This window comes from Paraburkholderia sp. CNPSo 3281, from assembly GCF_024206515.1.
GTDB classification, from domain to species: Bacteria; Pseudomonadota; Gammaproteobacteria; order Burkholderiales; family Burkholderiaceae; genus Paraburkholderia; species Paraburkholderia nodosa.
In genome coordinates this window covers 1-19185 of the sequence record NZ_JAMBPS010000062.1, presented here as the reverse complement: position 1 = coordinate 19185, position 19185 = coordinate 1, and the positions used below count along the sequence as shown (strand labels likewise).

Here is a 19185-nt window from a genome sequence, read left to right as displayed (position 1 = left end):
GGAAGCGCCATGACAACAACCCGCAAAACACTTCCGTACGCCGCTGCTTCGATTTTGACCGTACTCTTGTGCCTGTTCACCGCGGTCGCACACGCGGCAGGCTTCAAGCGCCTCGACATTCCCGCCGACGCCAACGGCCCGGCATTGAAAGCCATGGTGTGGACGCCTTGCGCCGAGCCCGCGGAAGACGTGCCGTTCGGCCCATACATCCTGCACGGGCGGCGCGACTGTCCGACGGTTGGCAACAAACTTCCGCTGATTGTCATTTCGCACGGCCACACCGGCTCGTTTCTGGGCCACCATGACCTTGCCGAAGTGCTGGCCGATGCGGGCTTCGTTGTGGCCGCAATCAACCATCCCGGCGATTCGTTCGCCGATCCGAGCCGCTCGGGCGATCTGTCCGTGTTCGTCGAGCGGCCGACCGATATCAAACGCCTGATCGATTACATGCTGGGCGCCGCGCCTGACGCCGCGAACATCGACCCGCAACGCATCGGTTTCTTTGGATTTTCGCGCGGCGGCTATACGGGGCTGGTGCTGGCGGGCGGCGTGCCGGACACTGAGTCGACCTTTGGATAACGGGGACTGGACGCCGTAATGAGTGCCGCACTCGCGGGACTCGGCCTCGGCGCGATTCTGGCCGGGCCGGTGGCAGACCGCTTCGGTCGCAAGTGCGTGCTCGTTGCGTCGGTCGCGGCCTTTGGCATCTGCACGCTCATCGCCGCGCAGGCCCAGTCGATCGCTTCGCTCACCGCACTGCGCTTTATCACCGGACTCGGGCTCGGCGCTGCGATGCCCACGACCATCACCATGATGTCCGAATACGCACCGCAGCGTTTGCGCGCCCTCTCCGTCAACGCCATGTACTGCGGATTCTCGTGCGGCCTCATGGCGGGCGGCGCGGCCTCGGCATGGCTCATTCCGCATTTCGGCTGGCGCAGCGTGCTGATGGCGGGCGGCGTCGGGCCACTCGCGCTGGCCCTCGTCCTGTTCGTATTTCAGCCGGAATCCGCACAATTTCTCGCGCTGCGGCCCGGCAACGAACGCCGTGTCGCACGCATTCTGCGCCGCGTTACACCGGCCAGGGACTTCACGGGATGCACCTTCGTCGCCCGCACCGCGCCTTCGGAAACGCAGGATAAAGCGCGAGGCAAACCGGCACTCGCGCTGCTGCTGGCGCACGACTATCGGCGCCGCACGTTGCTGCTGTGGCTCACGATGTTCATGAGCCTCCTGGTCTACTACTTCATGACGAACTGGATGCCCAAACTGCTGCGCAAGGCCGGTTTCAGCGTGGAGCACGGCGCGTTGATGGCTTCCGTGTTTCCGCTTGGCGGCCTGATCGGCAACCTCATTGCCGGCCGTCTGATGGACCGCTTCGGCGCCAACAGGACGATCGTCGTCGACTACCTGCTCGCGGCGCTGCTCGTCGCCGTGATGGGGGCGAGCGTGGAGCATCCCATGTTGCTCGGCGTTGCGCTCTTTCTCTGCGGCTCGCTCGTCACGAGCGCGGCGACCTCGATGTCCACCTACGCCTCCATGATCTACCCAACCGAAGCCCGCACTACGGGCGTGGCGTGGATGCAGGGCATCGGTCGCGTGGGCGGCATGGCCGGTTCATTCGCCGGCGCGGCACTGCTCGGGCTCGGGTGGAATTTCAACGCCATCTTCGCCATGCTCGCGCTGCCGGCGCTGGCCTGCGCCGGCGCGCTCATGCTGATGAAACCGCGGCGCGCATATGCTCCAGTAACCGCATTGGAGCCGTAACCGCCGCAACCGCTTTGTCACCTTGGCCATCGCGGCGTCAGTTTCGCGCCAGCGTCGGCAGGTAACATCGGTGCAAACGAAGCAATGGCGCAGGACGCAACAGGGGAGAGGGCAGAATGCATTCTTTTCCGCTATTCATTGTCGGCGCACCCCGCTCGGGAACGACGTTCCTCTGCTCGGTTCTCAATGCGCACCCGCACATCCAGCTCACCAACGAGTGCCGCGTTTTCGCGCTGGTCAAGGAGATGCTGGATGTGGGCAGCCAGCGCCCCGACCTGCTGGGCGCGGCCTGCCGCGACCGCTTCAACGCGTTTAGCCGCCGCACGCTCGGCGCCTGGGTCGAGCGCTTCTATCGCGAAGACCTCGACATGTCGGCGCCGATCTGGGGCGACAAGCATCCGCCTTACGCGGATCCGACGATTCTTTCCGGCCGCTTCGGCGCTATCGAGCGCCTGCCGCGCTCCGGGTCGTGCCTGAGGCTCATCCACGAGTTGCTGCCCCACGCTCGCTTCATCCATCTTCATCGCGATCCTGGCTGGGTCGCCAATTCGCTTGTGCGCAAGCACTGGATCGGGTCCATCAACGACGGCGTGCGCGTATGGGGTCAGTATGTGACCGAGATCATCGACTTTTTCGCTGAAATCCCGGAGGAGCAGACATTGACGATCGCCTATCGCGATCTCATCGAGGATGCGGACACGACGATAGCAAGTATCAGCCGCTTCCTGGGCCTCGCGGACCCTGCGCCGATACGCGATTTTCTGCACGCCCAGCGCAGTGCGCCAACGCCGTTCAGCGACCCGGTGACCGATATCGCCGATCTCTACGTCGTCCCGCCTACGCCAACGACCGACAACGCGCTCCTCGCGCTCGCGGAAAAAGCGGCGACGCAACTCGGCTATTCGGCATCGGCAACTCTTTCGGAATCCCGATAACTTGCGCGGGCCAGCGCCTGGAACACGTCAGCAAGCCGGGGTTCTGGTGAATCGCAGCCTTCACGCCGGCGAACGCGTTGGCGACCTTGTGGCCGGCCTTCACTTCCACCGCGACCTGGCCCGCTTCGTCGCCAATCACGACGTGGTCTTCGAAGAACGCGCAGGCGTCCTGGGTGATCGGCTCGATCTTCTTGCCGAGCGCCGCGAAAGCGGTGCCGTAGACGGTATGCGCATGGCACATCGCCACGATGTCGGGGTGCGCTTCGTGCACGGCCGCGTGCAGCACGAAGCCGGCGCGGTTGATCGCGTACTTGCCTTCGACCACGCGGCCTTCGTGGTCCGCGAGAATCAGGTTCGAGACCTTGACCTGCGAGAAGTGCACGGCCATCGGAAAATCAGATCCCTCTGCTCGGGCTGATAGATCGAGATGCGACCGTTCAGGTCGATTGCCTTCGTGGCCTGGGCCGTCTCCATCACTTCGGACATGCTGCGTCTCCCTTGAAATCCTTGTGTGCAATGGCTGACATCTTGTCCGGCTCTCGACGCGTTGACAAACGATGGATGTTCATGAAAACATGAGCCGCATTCACCTATCTCGGGGTCGAACGTGCGCAAAATTCCGAATTTTGTGCTGCTGCGCGCCTTTGAAGCCGCGGCACGGCTCCAGAGCTTCGCGCTCGCGGCACGCGAACTCCATCTCACGCCATCGGCGATCAGCCATCAGGTCAAGGAGCTCGAGGCGTATTTCGGGCGACCGCTCTTCATCCGGCGCAATCGCCGCATCGATCCAACCCCCGAGGCGCTGCGTCTGCTCGACAGCCTGAGCCGGGTGTTCGATGTCATCGAGTCGGCCTGCACCGAAGTCTCGCTTGCGCCTCAGGCCCAGGTGCTCGCCGTATACAGCGCGCCGAGTTTCGCCGCGAAATGGCTCGGGCCCAGGCTCGCCGACTTCGCGCGCCATCACCCCAACATCACGCTGCGGCTTTCCACCGGACCGGAGCCGCTTGACCTCACGCGCGCTCAGGAAATCGACGTGGCGATTTCGTACGGCGGCGCGCTGGAGCGGCCGGGCGTGGAGACGGTGGCGCTAGGCGTCGAACCGCTCGTGCCGATGTGCTCACCCGCGTTGCTGGCGAGCGCGGGCTCGGTGGAAGCGTTGATGCAGGAGGCCACGCTGATCGACAGCCCGTTGAGCCGCGTGACCTGGTGCGACTGGTTCGCCGCGAACGGCCTGCCGTTGACCAACCGGCCGCGGCCCTCGTTCGATCGCGCGGCGCTCGCGATTTCGGCGGCGGCCGACGGCATGGGCGTCGTGCTCGAAAGCACGCGCCTCGCCGAGCGCGAGCTTGCGCGCGGCGATCTGGTGGAGGTGGGCGCCGACCGCTTCACGCGCTTTTTACGCGAAACGCATTTCGTTTCGTGCCGCACGATCGACATCAGGCAGAGCCGCCTGGCCGCATTCCGGCAGTGGTTGCTGGGGCAAGCGTCGCCGGGTTGAGCGCTTGCGTTCGGCTGCATACCCAGGGGGTTTCCCGCCGCTTGAATGTCACCATCCGCGTAGTACGATGAAGTCATCGAAAAACAGAATTAGAGGTCCCTCCATGGACACGACCGCACGGCACGCGACGGCCATCGCATTGCTTGCAACGGGCTGCGCAGTATCGGCAGCGTCCCACGCCTATAGCAAGGAAGACGACGCCGCGGCGCAGGACCGCGAAGTCCAGGCGGCCTATGACCGGGGTTACAAGGCAGCCAGGGAGGAGATGGCGCAGGCGGCGGCTCCCGCCGCTGCACCTGCGAAGAAGGCTGCCGGCGCGGCGGCGCAGAAGCCCATCCTCGACATCAAGCACACGTATAGCGACGCGGGCGAGGTCTCGACGGTCATGACCGTGCCGGTCGTGGTCAAGCCGCTCGCGGATGGGCAAGGCGCGCAAAGCGAACAAAGCACTCAGGCCACTCAAGAGGCGCAAGACGTCCAGGATTCCACTGCCGCGGCTCCGGCCGCAGCGGCAGCGCCGGCGCCCGAGCAGACGAATGCGCGCGCCACCGTTGCGAAAGCCGCCGACGCTGCGCCGGCTGCGGCCGCACGGCAGCCGCAAGCGCAGCCGCACGCTTACGCGCAGGCGAGCGCGAACCATCGCGCCGTCGCGGCAACGCCGCCCGCGCAGGACGACGTCGCGCCGCCGGAGTCGCTGGCGAACGACGAAACCGTCGACGAACCGGAGCCGCCGCGCTCCGCGCAGATCTACTCGACGCAGGGCCAAGGTTACGCCCAACCCTACTACCAACCGGCGCAGCCACGGGTCCAGCAACAGGTCCCACCGCAAGCCCGGCAATACGCGCCGCCGCCCCAGCCGTATGGCTATGCCCAGCAGCCGGCGTATGCACAGCAGCGGCCGGCCTACGCGCAGCCGCCCGCCTATGCGCAGCAGCAACCGGTGTATGCGCAGCAATACGCCCAGCAGCAATACCCGCAGCAGCAACCCATGTACGCGCAGCCCCGGCCCGCTTACTACCCGCCGCCCGCACCGTGGGGCGCGCAGTACCAGCAACCGCCGGCGCGCTGGGTGTACTGGTCGCCGCAGTACGGGCGCTGGATGTACTACTGAGCGCCGGTTACCAGCGCGCGTCGTTCATCTGGCAGGCGAGCAGGCAACCCAGGGCGGAGATGGTACCGACCGAGCCGATACCAAAACCCAGGGCAATATTTTCCGCGGTCGTCGCGCAGCCCTGCAGCATCAGCGTCGAGCTGAGCAGCACGGGGAGCAGGAGCTGACCCAGGATGCGCGAACAGGTTGGGCGTCGTTGTGACATGGGGCGTGGGTCCGGAGAGGATCTTTTTTGCGGTAGTTGAGCTTGTCAGCTTACTGACTCGCCTCATTCGCATTCCCGGGAGCAACGTGTCACAACGGCAATGCCTTACCAATTGCCTCGCGGCGGTAAGGAAGCGGGTGACAGGGGGATTTTCGTTCTAGAAGCCGCGCCGGGCGCTAATCGCCGCACCGGTGTCATGCGAGCGCGTCAACGGCAGATGCGCGTCGGCTGAGAGATCCCAGTCGCCGACGGTGACGAGCGGCGGCGTTTGCGGATGAAGCGCCTGGTTCGGCACGCCATTGCTGTCGACCTGGGCGCCCGGCGTGCGCGTCCCGCTCGCGCCCGCATCGAGCGTGGCGTCGGTATCGTCCGGAATGCCAGGCGTTGCGGCGGTGGTTTTCGCCAGATGCGCGTCGTACTGCCGTTCAAACGGCGACTGGTACTCGAAGCGCTTCGCAATGGCGGACAAAGAGACGGATGGCGCCGCCGGCGCTGGTGCGGCCGCAACGGCGTGTTTCGGGGCGTGGCCCCTCGCGTCCTTCTGGACGTGCTTCTGGACGTGCTTCTGGACAGGCTTCTGGGTGTGCGCCGCCTGGGCGGGTTCGGCCGCCGAGACGCTGGCAAGCGCCAGAAGAGAGACACCCAAAAGCCATCCCTGGATCGGATGCTTCATGGAACGAAATCTGCGTTTGTAAACTGGTGCCGCATCGAAAAGCTGCGCAGCACTCGCCCCTGGAGTCTAGATCAATCGCAAGTCCGACCAATCGGGGTCTTCCCTCGTCTTTCGCTCGTCTCTTCATACGCGCGACGCAGCATTTCGTCATCCTGCACGTTCCTGCCGCCGCCAATCCGGCGGCAGGAACGGCGTTTTCCAATCAGAACGCGACTGTCGTACGCAGGCCGAGCACCGCCTCGTCGCCAATGCGCCGCGATGGATTCTGCGGGTCCGGAATGCCGCCGGCCGGCCGGAAGAAGTACTGAAAGTCCGCCTGCAATTGCCACCACGGCGCGATCTGATACTGGTAAGTCGCTTCCAGAACCGTCTCGGCGCTGCGCGACGGGTAGCCGGGCGTCGAGATCGCCTGGGCGCTCGCGTAGTCCTGCGCATGCGAGCCGATGTGCGCGTAGCCAACCGCCAGGCCGGCCACGTCGTTGTCGCGTCCCTTGAACGGCGCCTTGAGCGTCACGCCCGCGTTGACCCCGAGGTCCACCAGGTTGCGGTCGCCGGGCGCGCCCATCACGCGCGCGAACACCCCCACCGACTGCGGACTATCGGCGCTCGGACGCCACACCATCTGGTCCGCCACGGCATAGATGCTGTAGTTGCCATGATGGCTAACCGGGCCGCCCACGCCCGTCACGCCCGTTGCCGGATCGGCAAAACGATTGCTGTTGTACCAGAAGCCAAGCTTGTAGGTGCCGGGCATTCCGCTTGGTTTGGGATCCGAATTATTGGCGGGCGGCTGATTGATTGCATATTGAATTTCGCCGATCACCAGAGCCCCGTTGCCCAGGTTGAAATTCGTGCCGCTCGCGTTGAGCTTTTGCGGGTCGCCCTCGCCCGGCGCCGGGTTGCCGTCGAATACACCACCGAGCACGGTAATCGCGTCCGTAGGCGTAGCGCGCACGCGCACGCCGAGCGACGAAAGCGGATACGCTGGGCCGCCCGCAGGCAGATCGACGGACGGCAGCACCGACCAGCCGAACGTCGCGTTCATGAACGTATTCGCGTACTGGCTGACCATGAACTCCTGGTCGAGGCTTTGCTGACCGACCTTCACGTCGACCTTGCCGCCGGGCAGCGTCTGCTGGTACCACAACTCCCACAGGCGGGTCGAGGCATCGGCCTCGATGCCGCTCGCGTTCTGCAGCGTTTGCAGGTTGCGCGCAGTCAGGCTCGTGCCGTGAATCTGGAAGCCGGACACATTGAAGATGCCGCCAGGCAAACCGAACGCCTTCTGCGTGTCCATGCCGAGGCTGAATTCGGTGACGCCTTGATAGGCGCCTCCGCGACTCGTTCCGCCGCTCACGTTGCCCATGTACTCACTGGTTTCCTGCAGGCCGAACGACAAGCCGTACTGCGCGAGCCAGGGCCGCAAGCCGCCCATATCGCCAAAGAGGTTCGAGCGTTCCCAAAGGCCCGTGGGCGCCGCGGCGTTCTGATCGGCAGCGGGCGCTTGTTGCTGATCCGCTGCGCCGGATGACGAAGCCGGTGAGGCAGGCGAAGCCGGTTGAGCGGGCGCATTTTCGCCGCTGGTCTGCGCGAAGGCGGCAGGCACGACGCCCAGCGAGAGGACAGCGCTCAGCGTAATGGGGCCGCGCGAACCGAGCAGCCTGCTCTTGAGGATTTTTTTCATAGTATTTGTGGGGCTGTAGTAAGTTGCGGACGAGTCCGCTATTCAACGCAGAGCGTGCCTGCGAAGCTTGATGAAACTGTGTCCGGCGCGCAGGTTTTCTACGCGAAGCGCAAACGCGGCCATAAAGGATGCTCCGGCCCAGGGTCGGACGCGGACGCGCACAGCAGCGAAACCAGCGCGGCTGCCGCTACGGTCGCGCCGAGAAGCACGTAACCCGTGGGCGTGAGCGGATGCCCCGCGTGAACGGTGCGCAGCGCGCCGCGTGCCGCCATCTGCGCCGCGCGGCGTGCGAGGTGCATCGAACGGCGGCGCACGCCGGCGGGCGTGGCGCGAACCGCAGCCGCGAAAGCGAAGCCGTGCAGGCAGGCGAGCGCCGCTGCAGCCACCAGAACCCGTGCGCGACGGCAGACAGCCCGCAACGCGCGCAGTTGAAAGACAGGAAAGAGAAAGACGAACATCATCCCTCCGCGTTGGCCGCTGCGATAAGCGGACGAAATGCGAAAGCGCAGCCATTTCTGCAAGCAAGCTTGCAAATGGCAATCAATCAGAGGGAGCGTGCTGCTGAGAGACTGGTCGCAAAGGCGACTGAGACCAGTCGGTAACGAAGCGCGCTAACCCGGCGTAAGCGAGTTAGCGGCGAAGGAGTGAACCTGCGGCGACTATCTCGCGGTTGTGCTGCCGGCGCTGGCCGGCATCGGACTTCCACTACTAGAACATGCGTCCACGGAGGACTCCTTTGCTATGACGGGGCGGATTGTATTGGGCACGCAGATAAAAAAGCAAGTAAAAAAAGCATAAACACGAGGCCTGCCAGCAACAGCCCCGCAGACTCCAATTTCTTTCAACCGCGTTTCTTCAACCTTCAGAATTGAATCTCTGCTCTGCTTAGCAATTTTGGTTGACTTAGTGTTTTTACCGAGACTAGAATTCGCCCGTCTTCTCAATGGGGCCGATGCCTTGGACAGTAGTAGTAGTCGATCTTCGAATCGTTTCGCTGCCTGACCGGCAGGACATCCGCTCCCTTTCCCGAGCCGCCGTCCTGCCAGCAGGCAGACGGTGCGCGCCGTAGCAGTCTTCCTTCGTGCACCCCAAACCATAGCGCCATGCCGACGCGGGCTCCGCACGCGTTCGCCTTGGCGCGACCCGGCGAGCGCTAGCGCTCGCGGCCGCCGTTCGCCTGTAACCCGCTTTGCGCCGGGGCGCTGGCGTGCGCCCAGCATGAACAGGAGCCGACATGCCCGACAGTGACAGTTGCCCTTACCGCTTGCCTTCAAGCTTGTCCGAGGAAAGCACGTAGACCCATGCAACCGCGCCGACTGCGCGGCGACCGAACGTCTGCGGGCTTTGCACTCGCCCATACACGCCAGACGTCCGGAGAAACATCATGATGTTCGGTCTGCTTTTGTCGCATCTGCCTCACGTCAATGAGGCGCGCTCACACTACGAAGCGCTGCTGTCGCTCGAACCCGTTCGCCGTCACCCATGGAAAGACCTGTGGCGCCGGATCAAGTCCCGGTCTTCCTAAGTTCTGCCAAACTCCGGTCACGAAGATTCGCCATCGTTGGAAAAGCGAGGCGTTTCCCTGATCGTGGCCGTGAGTTGAACATTCCCTTTCACGCGCTTTTCGTTTCTCCATGAATCGGCTGTTGTACGCGTATGCCGAGTCCTGTCTTCGTCTTGATTGAGTATCAATCTCATGCAAAACTTCAAAACGACCACTCCCGACATGCCGCAGACGCAGCCCCGCACCGGCCAGGAGGTGCTGTGTGTCCAGCACGTGTGCCGCGGTTTCGGCAAGAACCCGAGCGAGCAACTGGTGCTCGACGACGTGGACGTCACGCTGCGTGAAGGTGAGATCGTTGGCTTGCTGGGCCGCTCGGGCTCTGGCAAGTCCACGCTGCTGCGTATCATCGCCGGCCTGATTCCGCCCACCAGCGGCAACGTGAACTACCTCGGCAAGCCGCTGCGCGGTCCGGCGGAAGGCGTCGCGATGGTGTTCCAGACCTTCGCGCTGTTCCCGTGGCTCACGGTGCTGCAAAACGTCGAGGCCGGACTGGAGGCGATCGGCGTTGGCCCGCACGAGCGGCGCAAGCGCGCGCTCGCCGCCATCGACCTGATCGGTCTGGACGGCTTCGAAAACGCCTATCCGCGCGAGCTTTCGGGCGGCATGCGCCAGCGAGTGGGCTTCGCGCGCGCGCTCGTGGTCGATCCCACGCTGATGCTGATGGACGAGCCCTTCTCCGCGCTCGACGTGCTCACGGCCGAAACGCTGCGCACTGACCTGCTCGACCTGTGGACGCAAGGCCGCCTGCCGATCAAGTCGGTGCTGATCGTCACGCACAATATCGAGGAAGCGGTATTCATGTGCGATCGCATTCTCGTGTTGTCGTCGAACCCGGGCCGCGTGGTGGCCGAAATTCCGGTGCCGTTCAAGCATCCGCGCAATCGTCTCGACCCGGTGTTCCGCAAGCTCGTCGACGACATCTACGCAAAGATGACCGCACGCCAGGCGGGCGCGCCGGCGAAACCCGAACTCGAGCCGGGCAGCTCGCTGCCGGGCGTGTCGGTCAACCTGATGGCGGGCCTGATCGAAACGCTGGCCGCCGCGCCCTACAACGGCCGCGCGGACATGCCGGAAATCGCGCGAACGCTGCAACTGGAAATCAACGAGCTCTTCCCGGTCGCGGAAATGCTGCAGCACCTCGGCTTTGCGGAGGTCAGCGAAGGCGACGTGGTGCTCACGCACGCGGGCAAGACCTTCAACGAATTCAATACGCAGGAGCGCAAGCTGATGTTCGCCGAACACCTGCTGCGCAACGTGCCGCTCGCCGCGCGGATCAGCACGGTGCTTAACGAGCGCCCCGGACATCGCGCCCCGCGCGTGCGCTTCGAACAGGAACTGGAGGACCTGCTTGCCGACGACGCCGCGCAGGAAACGCTCGACGCCGTGATCGCCTGGGGCCGCTATGCCGAGATCTTTTCGTATAACGACAAGACCGGAATATTCAGCCTGGCCGACGTCGAATCCTGACGTCTGAATCCGGCGACGGTTTCCCGGCGGCCTCGTATCGCCGATCCGACGTTTGTAAACAGTGGTAATATTCGGGACTCGAAAAAATCGTCAGAGCGCTGACGGTGACAGGCTGGTCACCGCCGCGCCGTTCTGCCGTTCCTGTCGAATTCCTTGCACTGCTTACAACTAAAGCGTCAGCGATTGCCCGTGCGCAATACGCGCGCGACGGCCCGTCACGCGGCGGGCGACCCGGGAAACCATGAAAGTTCGTAACGCCCGCCTCTGGGCGCCAAGAGGCCCGCGCCGGTGGTGCATTGCCGCTGGCGCGCTCGCGCTCGCGAGCGCCATCCGCTTCGCGCTGCATCCCCTGCTCGGCCCGATGATGCCGGGCACGACGTTCTGTATCGCCGCTTCGCTGGTCGAATACTTCCTTGGCCTCGCGCCTGCGCTGACCGTGATGGTGCTGGGTCTCGCCATTGCGGACTATATGTTCGTGCCTCCCTACAATTACATTACGTTCCTCGACACGCCCGATGTGATCCTGATGGTGTCCTATCCGCTCGTCACGATCATCGTAATCACGCTGATCGAGCGTCTGCGGCGCGAGCAGTTTCGCGCGCAGTTGATCACCTCGGTCGCGCAGTCGCGCTACGAAATGCTGCTGCGTCACGACAACGAGCGCGCGCTGGCGCGCCGCGCCGTCGATGAAACGCATCGCCTGCTGCGGCATCTCGCGCAGCATCACGAAGGCTTCATCCTCATCAAGGGGCTCGAGCGCAATGCCGCCCAGCGCGCAAGCGTCGGACAGAGCATGTCGCAAGCGCTGCCGGCCGCCGCCGAAGTCGCGCCCGGCCCGCTCTTCGACGCGCTGCATCCCGACGACGTGCAGCGCCTCACGCACGCCCTGTCACCGGGCCATCATCGCGTGCGCCTGCGCAGCGAGCAGCACAAGCGCGAGTACCGGCACATCAATTGCAGCTGCGAACGCTTCACCACTCACGCGGGCGATTTTCTCGTGCTGCGCACGGAGAGCTGACATGGCGACGCTCGACATGGAGCTGGCCGCTCCCGAAACGACAGCCGTGCAGTCCACGCGCTTTTTCTGCGAAGGCGACGGCCACGCCGTGCTCATGCTTCACGGGCTTTCCAGCTCGCCGATCGAACTGCGCTATCTCGCGCGCTATCTGCAGGGCGAAGGGTTCACGGTATGCGCGCCCGTCATCGACGGTTATAGCGCCGGCACCGGCCAGCTGCCGATGGAACAATGGGTCGAAAACGCCGCGCGCGAGTTCGACGCCCTGGCGGCGCGCTACGAGCGCGTCTCGATCTGCGGGCTTTCGATCGGCGGCGCGCTTGCGCTGCGCCTGATTCGCCAGCGGCCCGCCGCGCAGTCGCTCGCGCTGCTCTCGCTCACGCTCGCCTACGACGGCTGGGCGATCCCGTGGTATCGCTTCCTGCTCGACTGGGCGTACTTCACGCCGCTGCGCCACCGCTACCGCTATCGCGAGGCCGAACCGTTCGGCGTGCGCAACGAAGCGCTGCGCAAGAAAATCGCGCGCGCCATGCAGCGCAGCGATTTCAGCGAGGTCGGCCCTTCGACGATCGCGCTGCCCGCGCTGCATCAGGCGCTGCGCCTCGCACGCGCGGCGCGCAAGGATGTCGCCGCGATCGAAAACGACACGCTCGTGATCCACGCGATCGACGACGAAACGTCGAGCCCGCGCAACCCGCGCCACGTGATCGACCGCATCGGCTCGAACTTCCTGCGCACGCTGTGGCTCGACGATTCGTATCACATGATCACCTCGGACAACGAACGCGAGATCGTTGCGCGCGAAACGGCCCTGTTCCTGCGCGAAAGCGAAGTCGCGCGCGGCGCGAAGGACGCGCCGGTCGTCTCCAAGGCACTCGCCCGGCGTCTGCGCCAACTGGCGGCAGTGGGAAGGAAAAATACGTGAAGCAATCCGCAGTAGCGAAAGGGCTGGCGTGCGTCGCCGCGCTGACCCTGGCCTCGCACGCATGGGCCGATACCGACACCGCCAGTACCGCAACAACCGACTCGCCTTGGAAAATCTCGATCGGTCCGGGCGCCTATTTCGCGCCCGAGTATCCGGGCGCGCGCCACATGAAGGTCTATCCGTTCCCGTCGCTCGACATCTCGTACCGCGACCGCTTCTTCTCGCAAGGGCCGGACGTGCTGGGCGTGAACGTGATTTCAGCGGAGAACTACCATGTGGGCGCTTCGCTGAGCTTCGACTTCCAGTCGCGCACCGTGTCGGACGACCCGCATCTGCACGGCCTGAGCAATGTCGATGACGGCCCGAAGCTGCGCCTCTTCGCCGATTACACGCTGTGGGCGTTCACGGGCGCCGTTGCGATGTATCAGGACATCAGCGGCCACGGGCAAGGTACGACGGCAACGGCGGACCTCTATGTGTCGCTGCCGCTGACGGGGTGGCTGTTTTCCGTGGGACCGGGGCTCACGTGGGCCAACGGCGTCTACACGCGCACGCTATTCGGCGTGACGCCGGACGAGAGCGCGGCATCCGGCTTGCCAGCCTATGCGCCGGGCGCGGGCATTCGCGATCTGCACATGACGTTCTACATGACGCACGACTTCTCGAAGCACTGGGTCGGTTCGGTGAACGCGACGTTCGGACGCCTTCAGCATTACGCCGCCGACAGCCCGATCACCGAGAGCCGCCGCGAGATCACGGCGTTCGCGGGGCTCAATTACCGGTTCTAACCACGTGCGCCGGGGCGCGCCAAGTCAGAACCGCTCGACGCGGAATGGCCGGGGGTCCACCACCGTCGGCGCGCCCGTCATCATTTCCGCGATCAGGCGCCCCGTGACCGGGCCGAGCGTGAGACCGTGGTGTGCGTGACCGAAAGCGAACCACAGGTCGTCGTGCTTCGGCGCAGGCCCGATGATCGGCATCATGTCGGGCGTGCAGGGGCGGCGGCCCAGCCACGGCTCGGCATCGAGCCGCGCACCCAGCGGGAAGATATTGCGCGCGAGCGGCTCCACGGCTTCGAGCTGAACGGGCGTTTTCGGCGAATCGCGCAAGCCGAGTTCGACGCCAGTCGTGAGGCGCGTGCCGCGCACCATGGGCGTAATCAGGAAGCCTGCTTCGGCGTCGAGCACCGGGTGGTTCAGCTTCGCCCCATTCGTCAGCGCGTAATGCATGTGATAGCCGCGTTTCACGGCGAGCGGCAATTCGTAGCCCAGCCGCGCCGTGAGATCACCCGACCACGGCCCCATGGCAATGACGGCCGACTTCGCCAGCACGGGGCCATCTTGTGTCATGACGCGCCACGACGGCTCGAGCGTCGCCGCGTCGCCAATCAGCACGCGGCCGCCTAGCTGCTCGAAGAGCCTCGAATAGGCCGTCACCAATCCCTTCGGATCGCTAACCGAATCGGAATCGGTGTAGCGCACGCCGCCCACCAGCGCGTGGCTGAGCGCGGGCTCGGCGGCGCGCAGCGCCGCGGCGTCCAGTGCCTCGTGGCCCACGCCGTACTCGCGCTGCCAGCGCTGCGCCTCGGCCACCGTGGCGTCCATGGCGGCGGCGCTGCGAAACACCTTCATCCAGCCGTTGGTGCGCAACAGCGCCTGTGCGCCCGCCGCCTCGATCAGCGCGCGATGCTCGGTCACGCAATGCTCGATGAGCATGGCATACGCGCGAGCGATCTCGGCGTGCCGGTCGGCGCGCGAATGATGCCAGTAGCGATAGAGAAAAGGCAGCAGCTTCGGCATCGCGCCTGGGTGATAGCGCACGTCCGTCGAGCGGTTGCGTGCGTAGCGCAGCAGCGTCGCAAGCTCACGCGGAAACGCATAGGGGTAGACACCCTCGCGCTGAATCAATCCCCCGTTGCCGTGCGATGTTTCGTTGCCTGGCGCCCTGCGGTCCACGAGCGCGACCGAGAGGCCGCGCCGCTGCAACTGCAAGGCCACGGAAACGCCGACAATACCGCCGCCAAGCACGACCGAATCGAATTTCATCACGCAATGTTCCTGGCTCGAAGGCACTCAGGCGAGCGCGGTGACGGCCACTTCGACGTCGAGGCCCGGGCGCATCAGCAAGGCCTGCACGCAGGCGCGCGTGGGTGCGTGCCCCTGCGGAACCCAGGCGTCCCATACGGCATTGAACGCCTCGAAATGCTTCGGGTCGCTCAGCCACACGTTTGCGGTCAGCACGCGCGTTTTGTCCACGCCCGCCGATGCGAGCAGCTTGTCGATCCGCGTGAGGATTTCGGTAGCCTGAACTTCGATCGGCGCGCCTGCGGTATCGGGCACCTGGCCCGAGAGATACACCACGCCATTGGCGACCACCACCTGGCTCATGCGCGCGTTGGTTTGCAGTCTTTGGATGTCGTTGCTCATGTTCATACCGCCGATAGGCCGGCAGCGTCGCTACCGGCTGGGTCGTAAATGGGAGGCGCCGTGACGATGGACGTCAGCGCCGGATTGGCTTGCGTCAGGCGCGCGAGATCGGGGCGCGGACGACGCAGAAGAGGATACGCCGAAAACGCCGTTTCCAGCGCCTGCGAGACCGCGAGCGTCTTCAGGTCGCCGCGGAACGGACCTACGATCTGGAGTCCGAACGGCATGCCCGCGTGATCGACGCCGCATGGCAGCGCGAGCGCAGGATGCGTGGTGAGCGTAACGACGTACGTGAGCGCGAGCCAGCGGTAGTAGTTCTCTTGCGCGCGGCCGTCGATCTGTGCCGCATAAAGTTCGGTCCACGGGAACGGCGTCACCGGCGTGGTGGGCGAAACGATCACGTCGTAGCGCGCGAACGCGCTCTGGAAGCGCTGGAAGATGCGCGTTTGCTCGGCTTGCGCCCACGCGCTGTCCGAGAGCGACATCTTCGCGCCCATTTCGTAGTTCGCGCTCGTGTTCGGACCAAGCGCGCTCGGGTCACGCGTATAGGCGCTATGCAGGCCTGCGACGAAGCTCTCCGCGCGAATCACGTCAAAGCAGCGATGCACGTCGCCAAGATCGAACTCCACCGGCTCGCACGTATGGACGATGCGTTTGAGTTCCGCTATGCGCGCGCGGAATACAGCGCGAATCTGCGGGTCGACATCGCAGCAGCCGAAGTCTTCGGTATAGCCGATGCGCAGCGTCGACGGATCAATGTGCGCTGGCAAGGCGAACGCGTTGGCATCCACGGCATAGCTCAGCGGATCGCCGGCCGATTCGCCCGCGGTTGCCGCGAGTTGCAGCGCCGTTTCGGCGACGTCGCGCCCCATCGGCCCGACCACCGAGATCGGCGTCCAGCCGAGCAGGCGGCGCGAATTGGGCACGAGCCCCGGTGAAGGACGGAAGCCCACTACCCCGCACTTCGCCGCGGGAATGCGCAGCGACCCGCCGGTGTCGGAGCCCGTGCAAACCGGCAGCATGTCGCACGCGAGCGCCGCTGCCGAACCGCCCGACGAACCGCCCGCATTCAGCGCGGGGTTGAACGGATTGCCTGTTGCACCCCATACCGGGTTGCGCGTATTCGCGCCCGCGCCTAGCTCTGGAACATTCGTCTTCGCCACGAGAATCGCGCCCGCCGCGCGCAGGCGCTCCACGAGCACCACGTCGCGAGAAGGCACGTGGCCGCGCGACATCGGCGAGCCGTAGGTCGTGAGCAGGCCCTGCGTGTCTTCGAGATCCTTCACACCGAGCGGCAAGCCGTGCAGCAGCCCGAGCGGCTTGCCGTCCATGACGGCCTGCTCGGCAGCTTTGGCCGCTTCGCGCGCAGCGTCGAAACACGTCGCCGTAATCGCGTTGACGGCTGGATTCACGGCTTCGATGCGCTCGATGCACGCATCGAGCAGTTCAACGGGCGAAATGGCTTTCGCGCCGATCAGGCGGCGCAGTTCGACGGCGGACAGACTGACCAGTGCGGTCTTATCAGACATCGTTCGGTTTCCTGATGAAGGGGTGTTTAGCCGATGGCCTCGCCGGTACGGTCGCGCAGCCAGACGAGCGGGATCAGCGAAATGGCGCAGGCAGCCGCCACATACCAGGCGGGCGCGAGCGGGTTGCCTGTGCGCGCAACGATCCAGCTTGCCACAAGTGGCGAAAATCCGCCGAAGATCGAGGCGCTCACGACGTAGGTCAGCGCAATGCCGGTGGCGCGTACTTCGCGTGGGAAGAGTTCGGGGATCATCACGAGCACAGGCACGACCTGCCCCGCCACGAACACGGAGAGGAAGGCGGACACCGCGCAGAGCAGCGTCATGGAAGGCGCGGCGGAAAGCCATGCGAACGCCGGATACACACTGAGCAGCAGCACGACGCGCGAGATCACGAGCACGCGCTTGCGGGTGTAGCGGTCGGCGAGCTTGCCCACGAGCGGCGCGGCTATGAACAGCACGAGCGAGCTGACCACACCCGACGTGACCGCCGCCGTGGAGGAAAGATGCAACACGCGCACGGCGTGATTCGGCAGAAAAAACGCCGTGATGTAGATGGACACCGAGCCGCCGAGTTCAGCGAACGTCCCGAGTATGGTGAGTTTCAGATGCGTGGTGAGCGCCGCCTTCAGCGCGCCGCTCCGGGGCGCGCCGTGCGCCGGCGCCGCGCTCAGCGTTTCTTCGAGGCGGCGGCGAATCAGCATGCCCACGGGCGCCGCCACGATGCCCACGAGAAACGGAACGCGCCAGCCCCAGCTGTCGACCGCCTCCTTGGGCAGCAGCACGTTCACGAGCGTGGCGACCGTCGCGCCAAGCGCAAGGCCCAGCGCCGTCGCCGCAAAGTTCCAGCTTGCGAAGAACGCGCGTGTCTGATCGCTCGCATATTCGACGAGCAGCGTCGTGCCGGGGCCGAACTCGCCGCCCGCCGCGAAGCCCTGGATCAGGCGCGCCGCAAGCACGATGAGCGGCGCGGCGATGCCGGCCACCGCGTACGGCGGCGCGCAGGCGATCAGCGCGCAGCTCAGCGCCATCAGCATGATGGTGAGCACCATGGCGCGCTTGCGTCCGGCGCGGTCCGCATAGGCGCCGATGACGATGCCGCCGAGTGGACGCACCACGAAGCCCACGCCGAACAGGCCGATGGAAAGGAGGAACTGGTTGACCGGCGAGGCAGAGGGAAAGAACAGCTTGCCGATCTGGATCGCGAAGAAGCTATAGATCGTGAAGTCGTAGTACTCGAGCGCCGTGCCCAGCGTCGTCGCGGCAATGACCTGGCCCTTCGAAAGACCCGTTTTTCCCAGTGCAATTGAGGCCACGACGCTGCTCCTTCAAAAGGGAGTCGAGATGCGAGTTATCATATACGAGAAAAAATCATTTCTCGTATACGACAAAACCCGTAACCGGGAACCGTCCCTTCCATGGCAAAGAGCGCAGCACAAAATCACGCAACCGGGCAGGCAACCGGACAGGCAACCCGGCAGGCAACCGGACAGGCGGCAACGGAAATCGATCACGCGGCCGTCGGCGCGCGTCTGCGCGAGGCGCGCAAGGCGCGCGAGCTGACGTTGATGCAGCTATCGGAGTTGTCGGGCATCGCCGTCTCGACGATTTCGAAGGCCGAGCGCGGCGACATTGCGCTCACCTATGACAAATTCGCGGCGCTCGCGCACGCGCTGAACGTGGACTTCGACACGATTTTCGGGCGCAGGAAGCGCAAGGCGGCCGGCCCGATGAAGCCGTCGCTCACGCGCGCGGGCAAGCAGATGATTTACGACACGCCGAACTACGAGTACGGCATGATCGCCAACGACCTCACGGGCAAGCGCATGGTGCCGATGCGCGGACGCATCCACGCCCGCACGATGGACGCGTTTCCCGATTACATCCGCCACAGCGGCGAGGAGTTTTTGTTCCTGCTGGGCGGGGAGCTGGAACTGCATTTTGAAAACGGCACTGTCTTCAGGCTGTCGCCCGGCGACAGCCTCTACTTCGACAGTGCCGTGGGGCACGTGTATCTGAGCACGGGCGCCGAGGATGCCGAGGTGCTGGTCTGTTGCGTAGACAACGACTCACACCGGCTGCCCGAAACGCTCTGAGCGAGCGCTCGCAAGCGTGACGCCGCCGCGTTTGAACGGCGGCGTCGCGCCGCTCATCGGCCGAGCATCGGCAGCTTGAGACCCGCCTCGCGCGCCGTTTGCTGCGCGAGTTCGTAGCCGGCGTCCGCGTGGCGCATCACGCCCGTGGCCGGATCGTTGTGCAGCACGCGGCCCAGACGCTCGTGCGCCGCCTGCGTGCCGTCCGCCACGATCACCACGCCCGAGTGCTGCGAGAAGCCCATGCCCACGCCGCCGCCGTGGTGCAGCGAGACCCACGACGCGCCGCCCGCCGT

At 65.2% G+C, this 19185-nt stretch carries 19 protein-coding genes and 2 pseudogenes; 11 read left to right on the top strand and 10 right to left on the bottom strand.

The genetic code is table 11. The features are described from left to right. The first annotated feature begins 9 nt into the window (after nucleotides 1-9). The 3 genes from M3I56_RS34755 to M3I56_RS34745 all read left to right on the top strand — a co-directional run bounded on the left by M3I56_RS34755 (nucleotide 10) and on the right by M3I56_RS34745 (nucleotide 2702). Nucleotides 10-579 carry a hypothetical protein gene (locus M3I56_RS34755; protein ID WP_254357860.1) on the top strand — a complete coding sequence of 190 codons (570 nt, stop codon included), beginning with the start codon at nucleotides 10-12 and terminating at the stop codon, nucleotides 577-579. 18 nt (nucleotides 580-597) lie between these two features. Further along, on the top strand, nucleotides 598-1767 hold the full coding sequence (locus tag M3I56_RS34750) for an aromatic acid/H+ symport family MFS transporter (protein WP_254357859.1): 1170 nt from the start codon (nucleotides 598-600) through the stop codon (nucleotides 1765-1767). A 116-nt stretch (nucleotides 1768-1883) separates the two neighbouring features. Next, a complete protein-coding gene (locus tag M3I56_RS34745; protein ID WP_254357858.1) occupies nucleotides 1884-2702 on the top strand; it encodes a sulfotransferase in 819 nt (272 codons plus the stop codon). A 16-nt stretch (nucleotides 2703-2718) separates the two neighbouring features. Here M3I56_RS34745 and M3I56_RS34740 read toward each other — a convergent pair. Beyond that, nucleotides 2719-3188, bottom strand: a pseudogene (locus tag M3I56_RS34740) (class II aldolase/adducin family protein); the annotation flags it as partial. Between the two features lie 121 nt (nucleotides 3189-3309). Between M3I56_RS34740 and M3I56_RS34735 the strand changes: the two are divergent. Then, nucleotides 3310-4200 carry a LysR substrate-binding domain-containing protein gene (locus tag M3I56_RS34735; RefSeq protein WP_254357857.1) on the top strand — a complete coding sequence of 297 codons (891 nt, stop codon included), beginning with the start codon at nucleotides 3310-3312 and terminating at the stop codon, nucleotides 4198-4200. Nucleotides 4201-4303: 103 nt separating this feature from the next. After that, entirely contained in the window at nucleotides 4304-5311 is a 1008-nt protein-coding gene (locus tag M3I56_RS34730) for a hypothetical protein (RefSeq protein WP_254357856.1), read from the top strand. Between the two features lie 7 nt (nucleotides 5312-5318). Here the strand turns inward: M3I56_RS34730 and M3I56_RS34725 are convergent, their stop codons facing one another. The 4 genes from M3I56_RS34725 to M3I56_RS34710 all read right to left on the bottom strand — a co-directional run bounded on the left by M3I56_RS34725 (nucleotide 5319) and on the right by M3I56_RS34710 (nucleotide 8334). Then, on the bottom strand, nucleotides 5319-5516 hold the full coding sequence (locus tag M3I56_RS34725; protein ID WP_133183144.1) for a hypothetical protein: 198 nt from the start codon (nucleotides 5514-5516) through the stop codon (nucleotides 5319-5321). Nucleotides 5517-5673: 157 nt separating this feature from the next. After that, the gene (locus M3I56_RS34720; protein ID WP_254357855.1) at nucleotides 5674-6189 is read right to left on the bottom strand and encodes a hypothetical protein; all 516 of its coding nucleotides are present in this window, start codon (nucleotides 6187-6189) and stop codon (nucleotides 5674-5676) included. A gap of 202 nt (nucleotides 6190-6391) precedes the next feature. After that, nucleotides 6392-7873, bottom strand: a complete 1482-nt coding sequence (locus tag M3I56_RS34715; protein WP_254357854.1) for a carbohydrate porin — start codon at nucleotides 7871-7873, stop codon at nucleotides 6392-6394. 98 nt (nucleotides 7874-7971) lie between these two features. After that, nucleotides 7972-8334: a hypothetical protein gene (locus M3I56_RS34710; protein WP_254357853.1), complete on the bottom strand. Its 363-nt coding sequence runs from the start codon at nucleotides 8332-8334 to the stop codon at nucleotides 7972-7974. A 923-nt stretch (nucleotides 8335-9257) separates the two neighbouring features. On the opposite strand from M3I56_RS34710, the gene M3I56_RS34705 reads away from it, so the two are divergent. The 5 genes from M3I56_RS34705 to M3I56_RS34685 all read left to right on the top strand — a co-directional run bounded on the left by M3I56_RS34705 (nucleotide 9258) and on the right by M3I56_RS34685 (nucleotide 13632). After that, on the top strand, nucleotides 9258-9398 hold the full coding sequence (locus tag M3I56_RS34705; protein WP_254357852.1) for a hypothetical protein: 141 nt from the start codon (nucleotides 9258-9260) through the stop codon (nucleotides 9396-9398). A 171-nt stretch (nucleotides 9399-9569) separates the two neighbouring features. After that, nucleotides 9570-10904, top strand: coding sequence for an AAA-associated domain-containing protein (locus M3I56_RS34700; protein ID WP_254357851.1), 1335 nt, complete (start codon nucleotides 9570-9572; stop codon nucleotides 10902-10904). Nucleotides 10905-11145: 241 nt separating this feature from the next. Beyond that, nucleotides 11146-11922: a DUF4118 domain-containing protein gene (locus tag M3I56_RS34695; protein ID WP_254357850.1), complete on the top strand. Its 777-nt coding sequence runs from the start codon at nucleotides 11146-11148 to the stop codon at nucleotides 11920-11922. Nucleotides 11923-11938: 16 nt separating this feature from the next. Then, nucleotides 11939-12844 carry a carboxylesterase gene (locus M3I56_RS34690; RefSeq protein WP_254357877.1) on the top strand — a complete coding sequence of 302 codons (906 nt, stop codon included), beginning with the start codon at nucleotides 11939-11941 and terminating at the stop codon, nucleotides 12842-12844. Further along, entirely contained in the window at nucleotides 12841-13632 is a 792-nt protein-coding gene (locus tag M3I56_RS34685) for a MipA/OmpV family protein (RefSeq protein WP_375541842.1), read from the top strand. The genes M3I56_RS34690 and M3I56_RS34685 overlap by 4 nt, the downstream gene beginning before the upstream one ends. 24 nt (nucleotides 13633-13656) lie before the next feature. Here M3I56_RS34685 and M3I56_RS34680 read toward each other — a convergent pair whose 3' ends face one another. Genes M3I56_RS34680 through M3I56_RS34665 form a run of 4 tightly spaced genes read right to left on the bottom strand, consistent with a single transcriptional unit; the run spans nucleotide 13657 to nucleotide 18112 of the window. Further along, nucleotides 13657-14889 (bottom strand): FAD-binding oxidoreductase, encoded by a 1233-nt coding sequence (locus tag M3I56_RS34680; protein ID WP_254357849.1) that lies wholly within the window; start codon nucleotides 14887-14889, stop codon nucleotides 13657-13659. 27 nt (nucleotides 14890-14916) lie between these two features. Beyond that, on the bottom strand, nucleotides 14917-15270 hold the full coding sequence (locus tag M3I56_RS34675; protein WP_254357848.1) for a RidA family protein: 354 nt from the start codon (nucleotides 15268-15270) through the stop codon (nucleotides 14917-14919). 2 nt (nucleotides 15271-15272) lie between these two features. Further along, complete coding sequence (locus tag M3I56_RS34670; RefSeq protein WP_254357847.1) at nucleotides 15273-16799, bottom strand: amidase; 1527 nt, start codon at nucleotides 16797-16799, stop codon at nucleotides 15273-15275. A gap of 26 nt (nucleotides 16800-16825) precedes the next feature. After that, complete coding sequence (locus tag M3I56_RS34665) at nucleotides 16826-18112, bottom strand: MFS transporter (RefSeq protein WP_254357846.1); 1287 nt, start codon at nucleotides 18110-18112, stop codon at nucleotides 16826-16828. Nucleotides 18113-18214: 102 nt separating this feature from the next. On the opposite strand from M3I56_RS34665, the gene M3I56_RS34660 reads away from it, so the two are divergent. Beyond that, nucleotides 18215-18892, top strand: a complete 678-nt coding sequence (locus M3I56_RS34660) for a helix-turn-helix domain-containing protein (protein ID WP_254357845.1) — start codon at nucleotides 18215-18217, stop codon at nucleotides 18890-18892. 53 nt (nucleotides 18893-18945) lie between these two features. Here the strand turns inward: M3I56_RS34660 and M3I56_RS34655 are convergent. Then, nucleotides 18946-19185, bottom strand: a pseudogene (locus tag M3I56_RS34655) (urocanate hydratase); the annotation flags it as partial.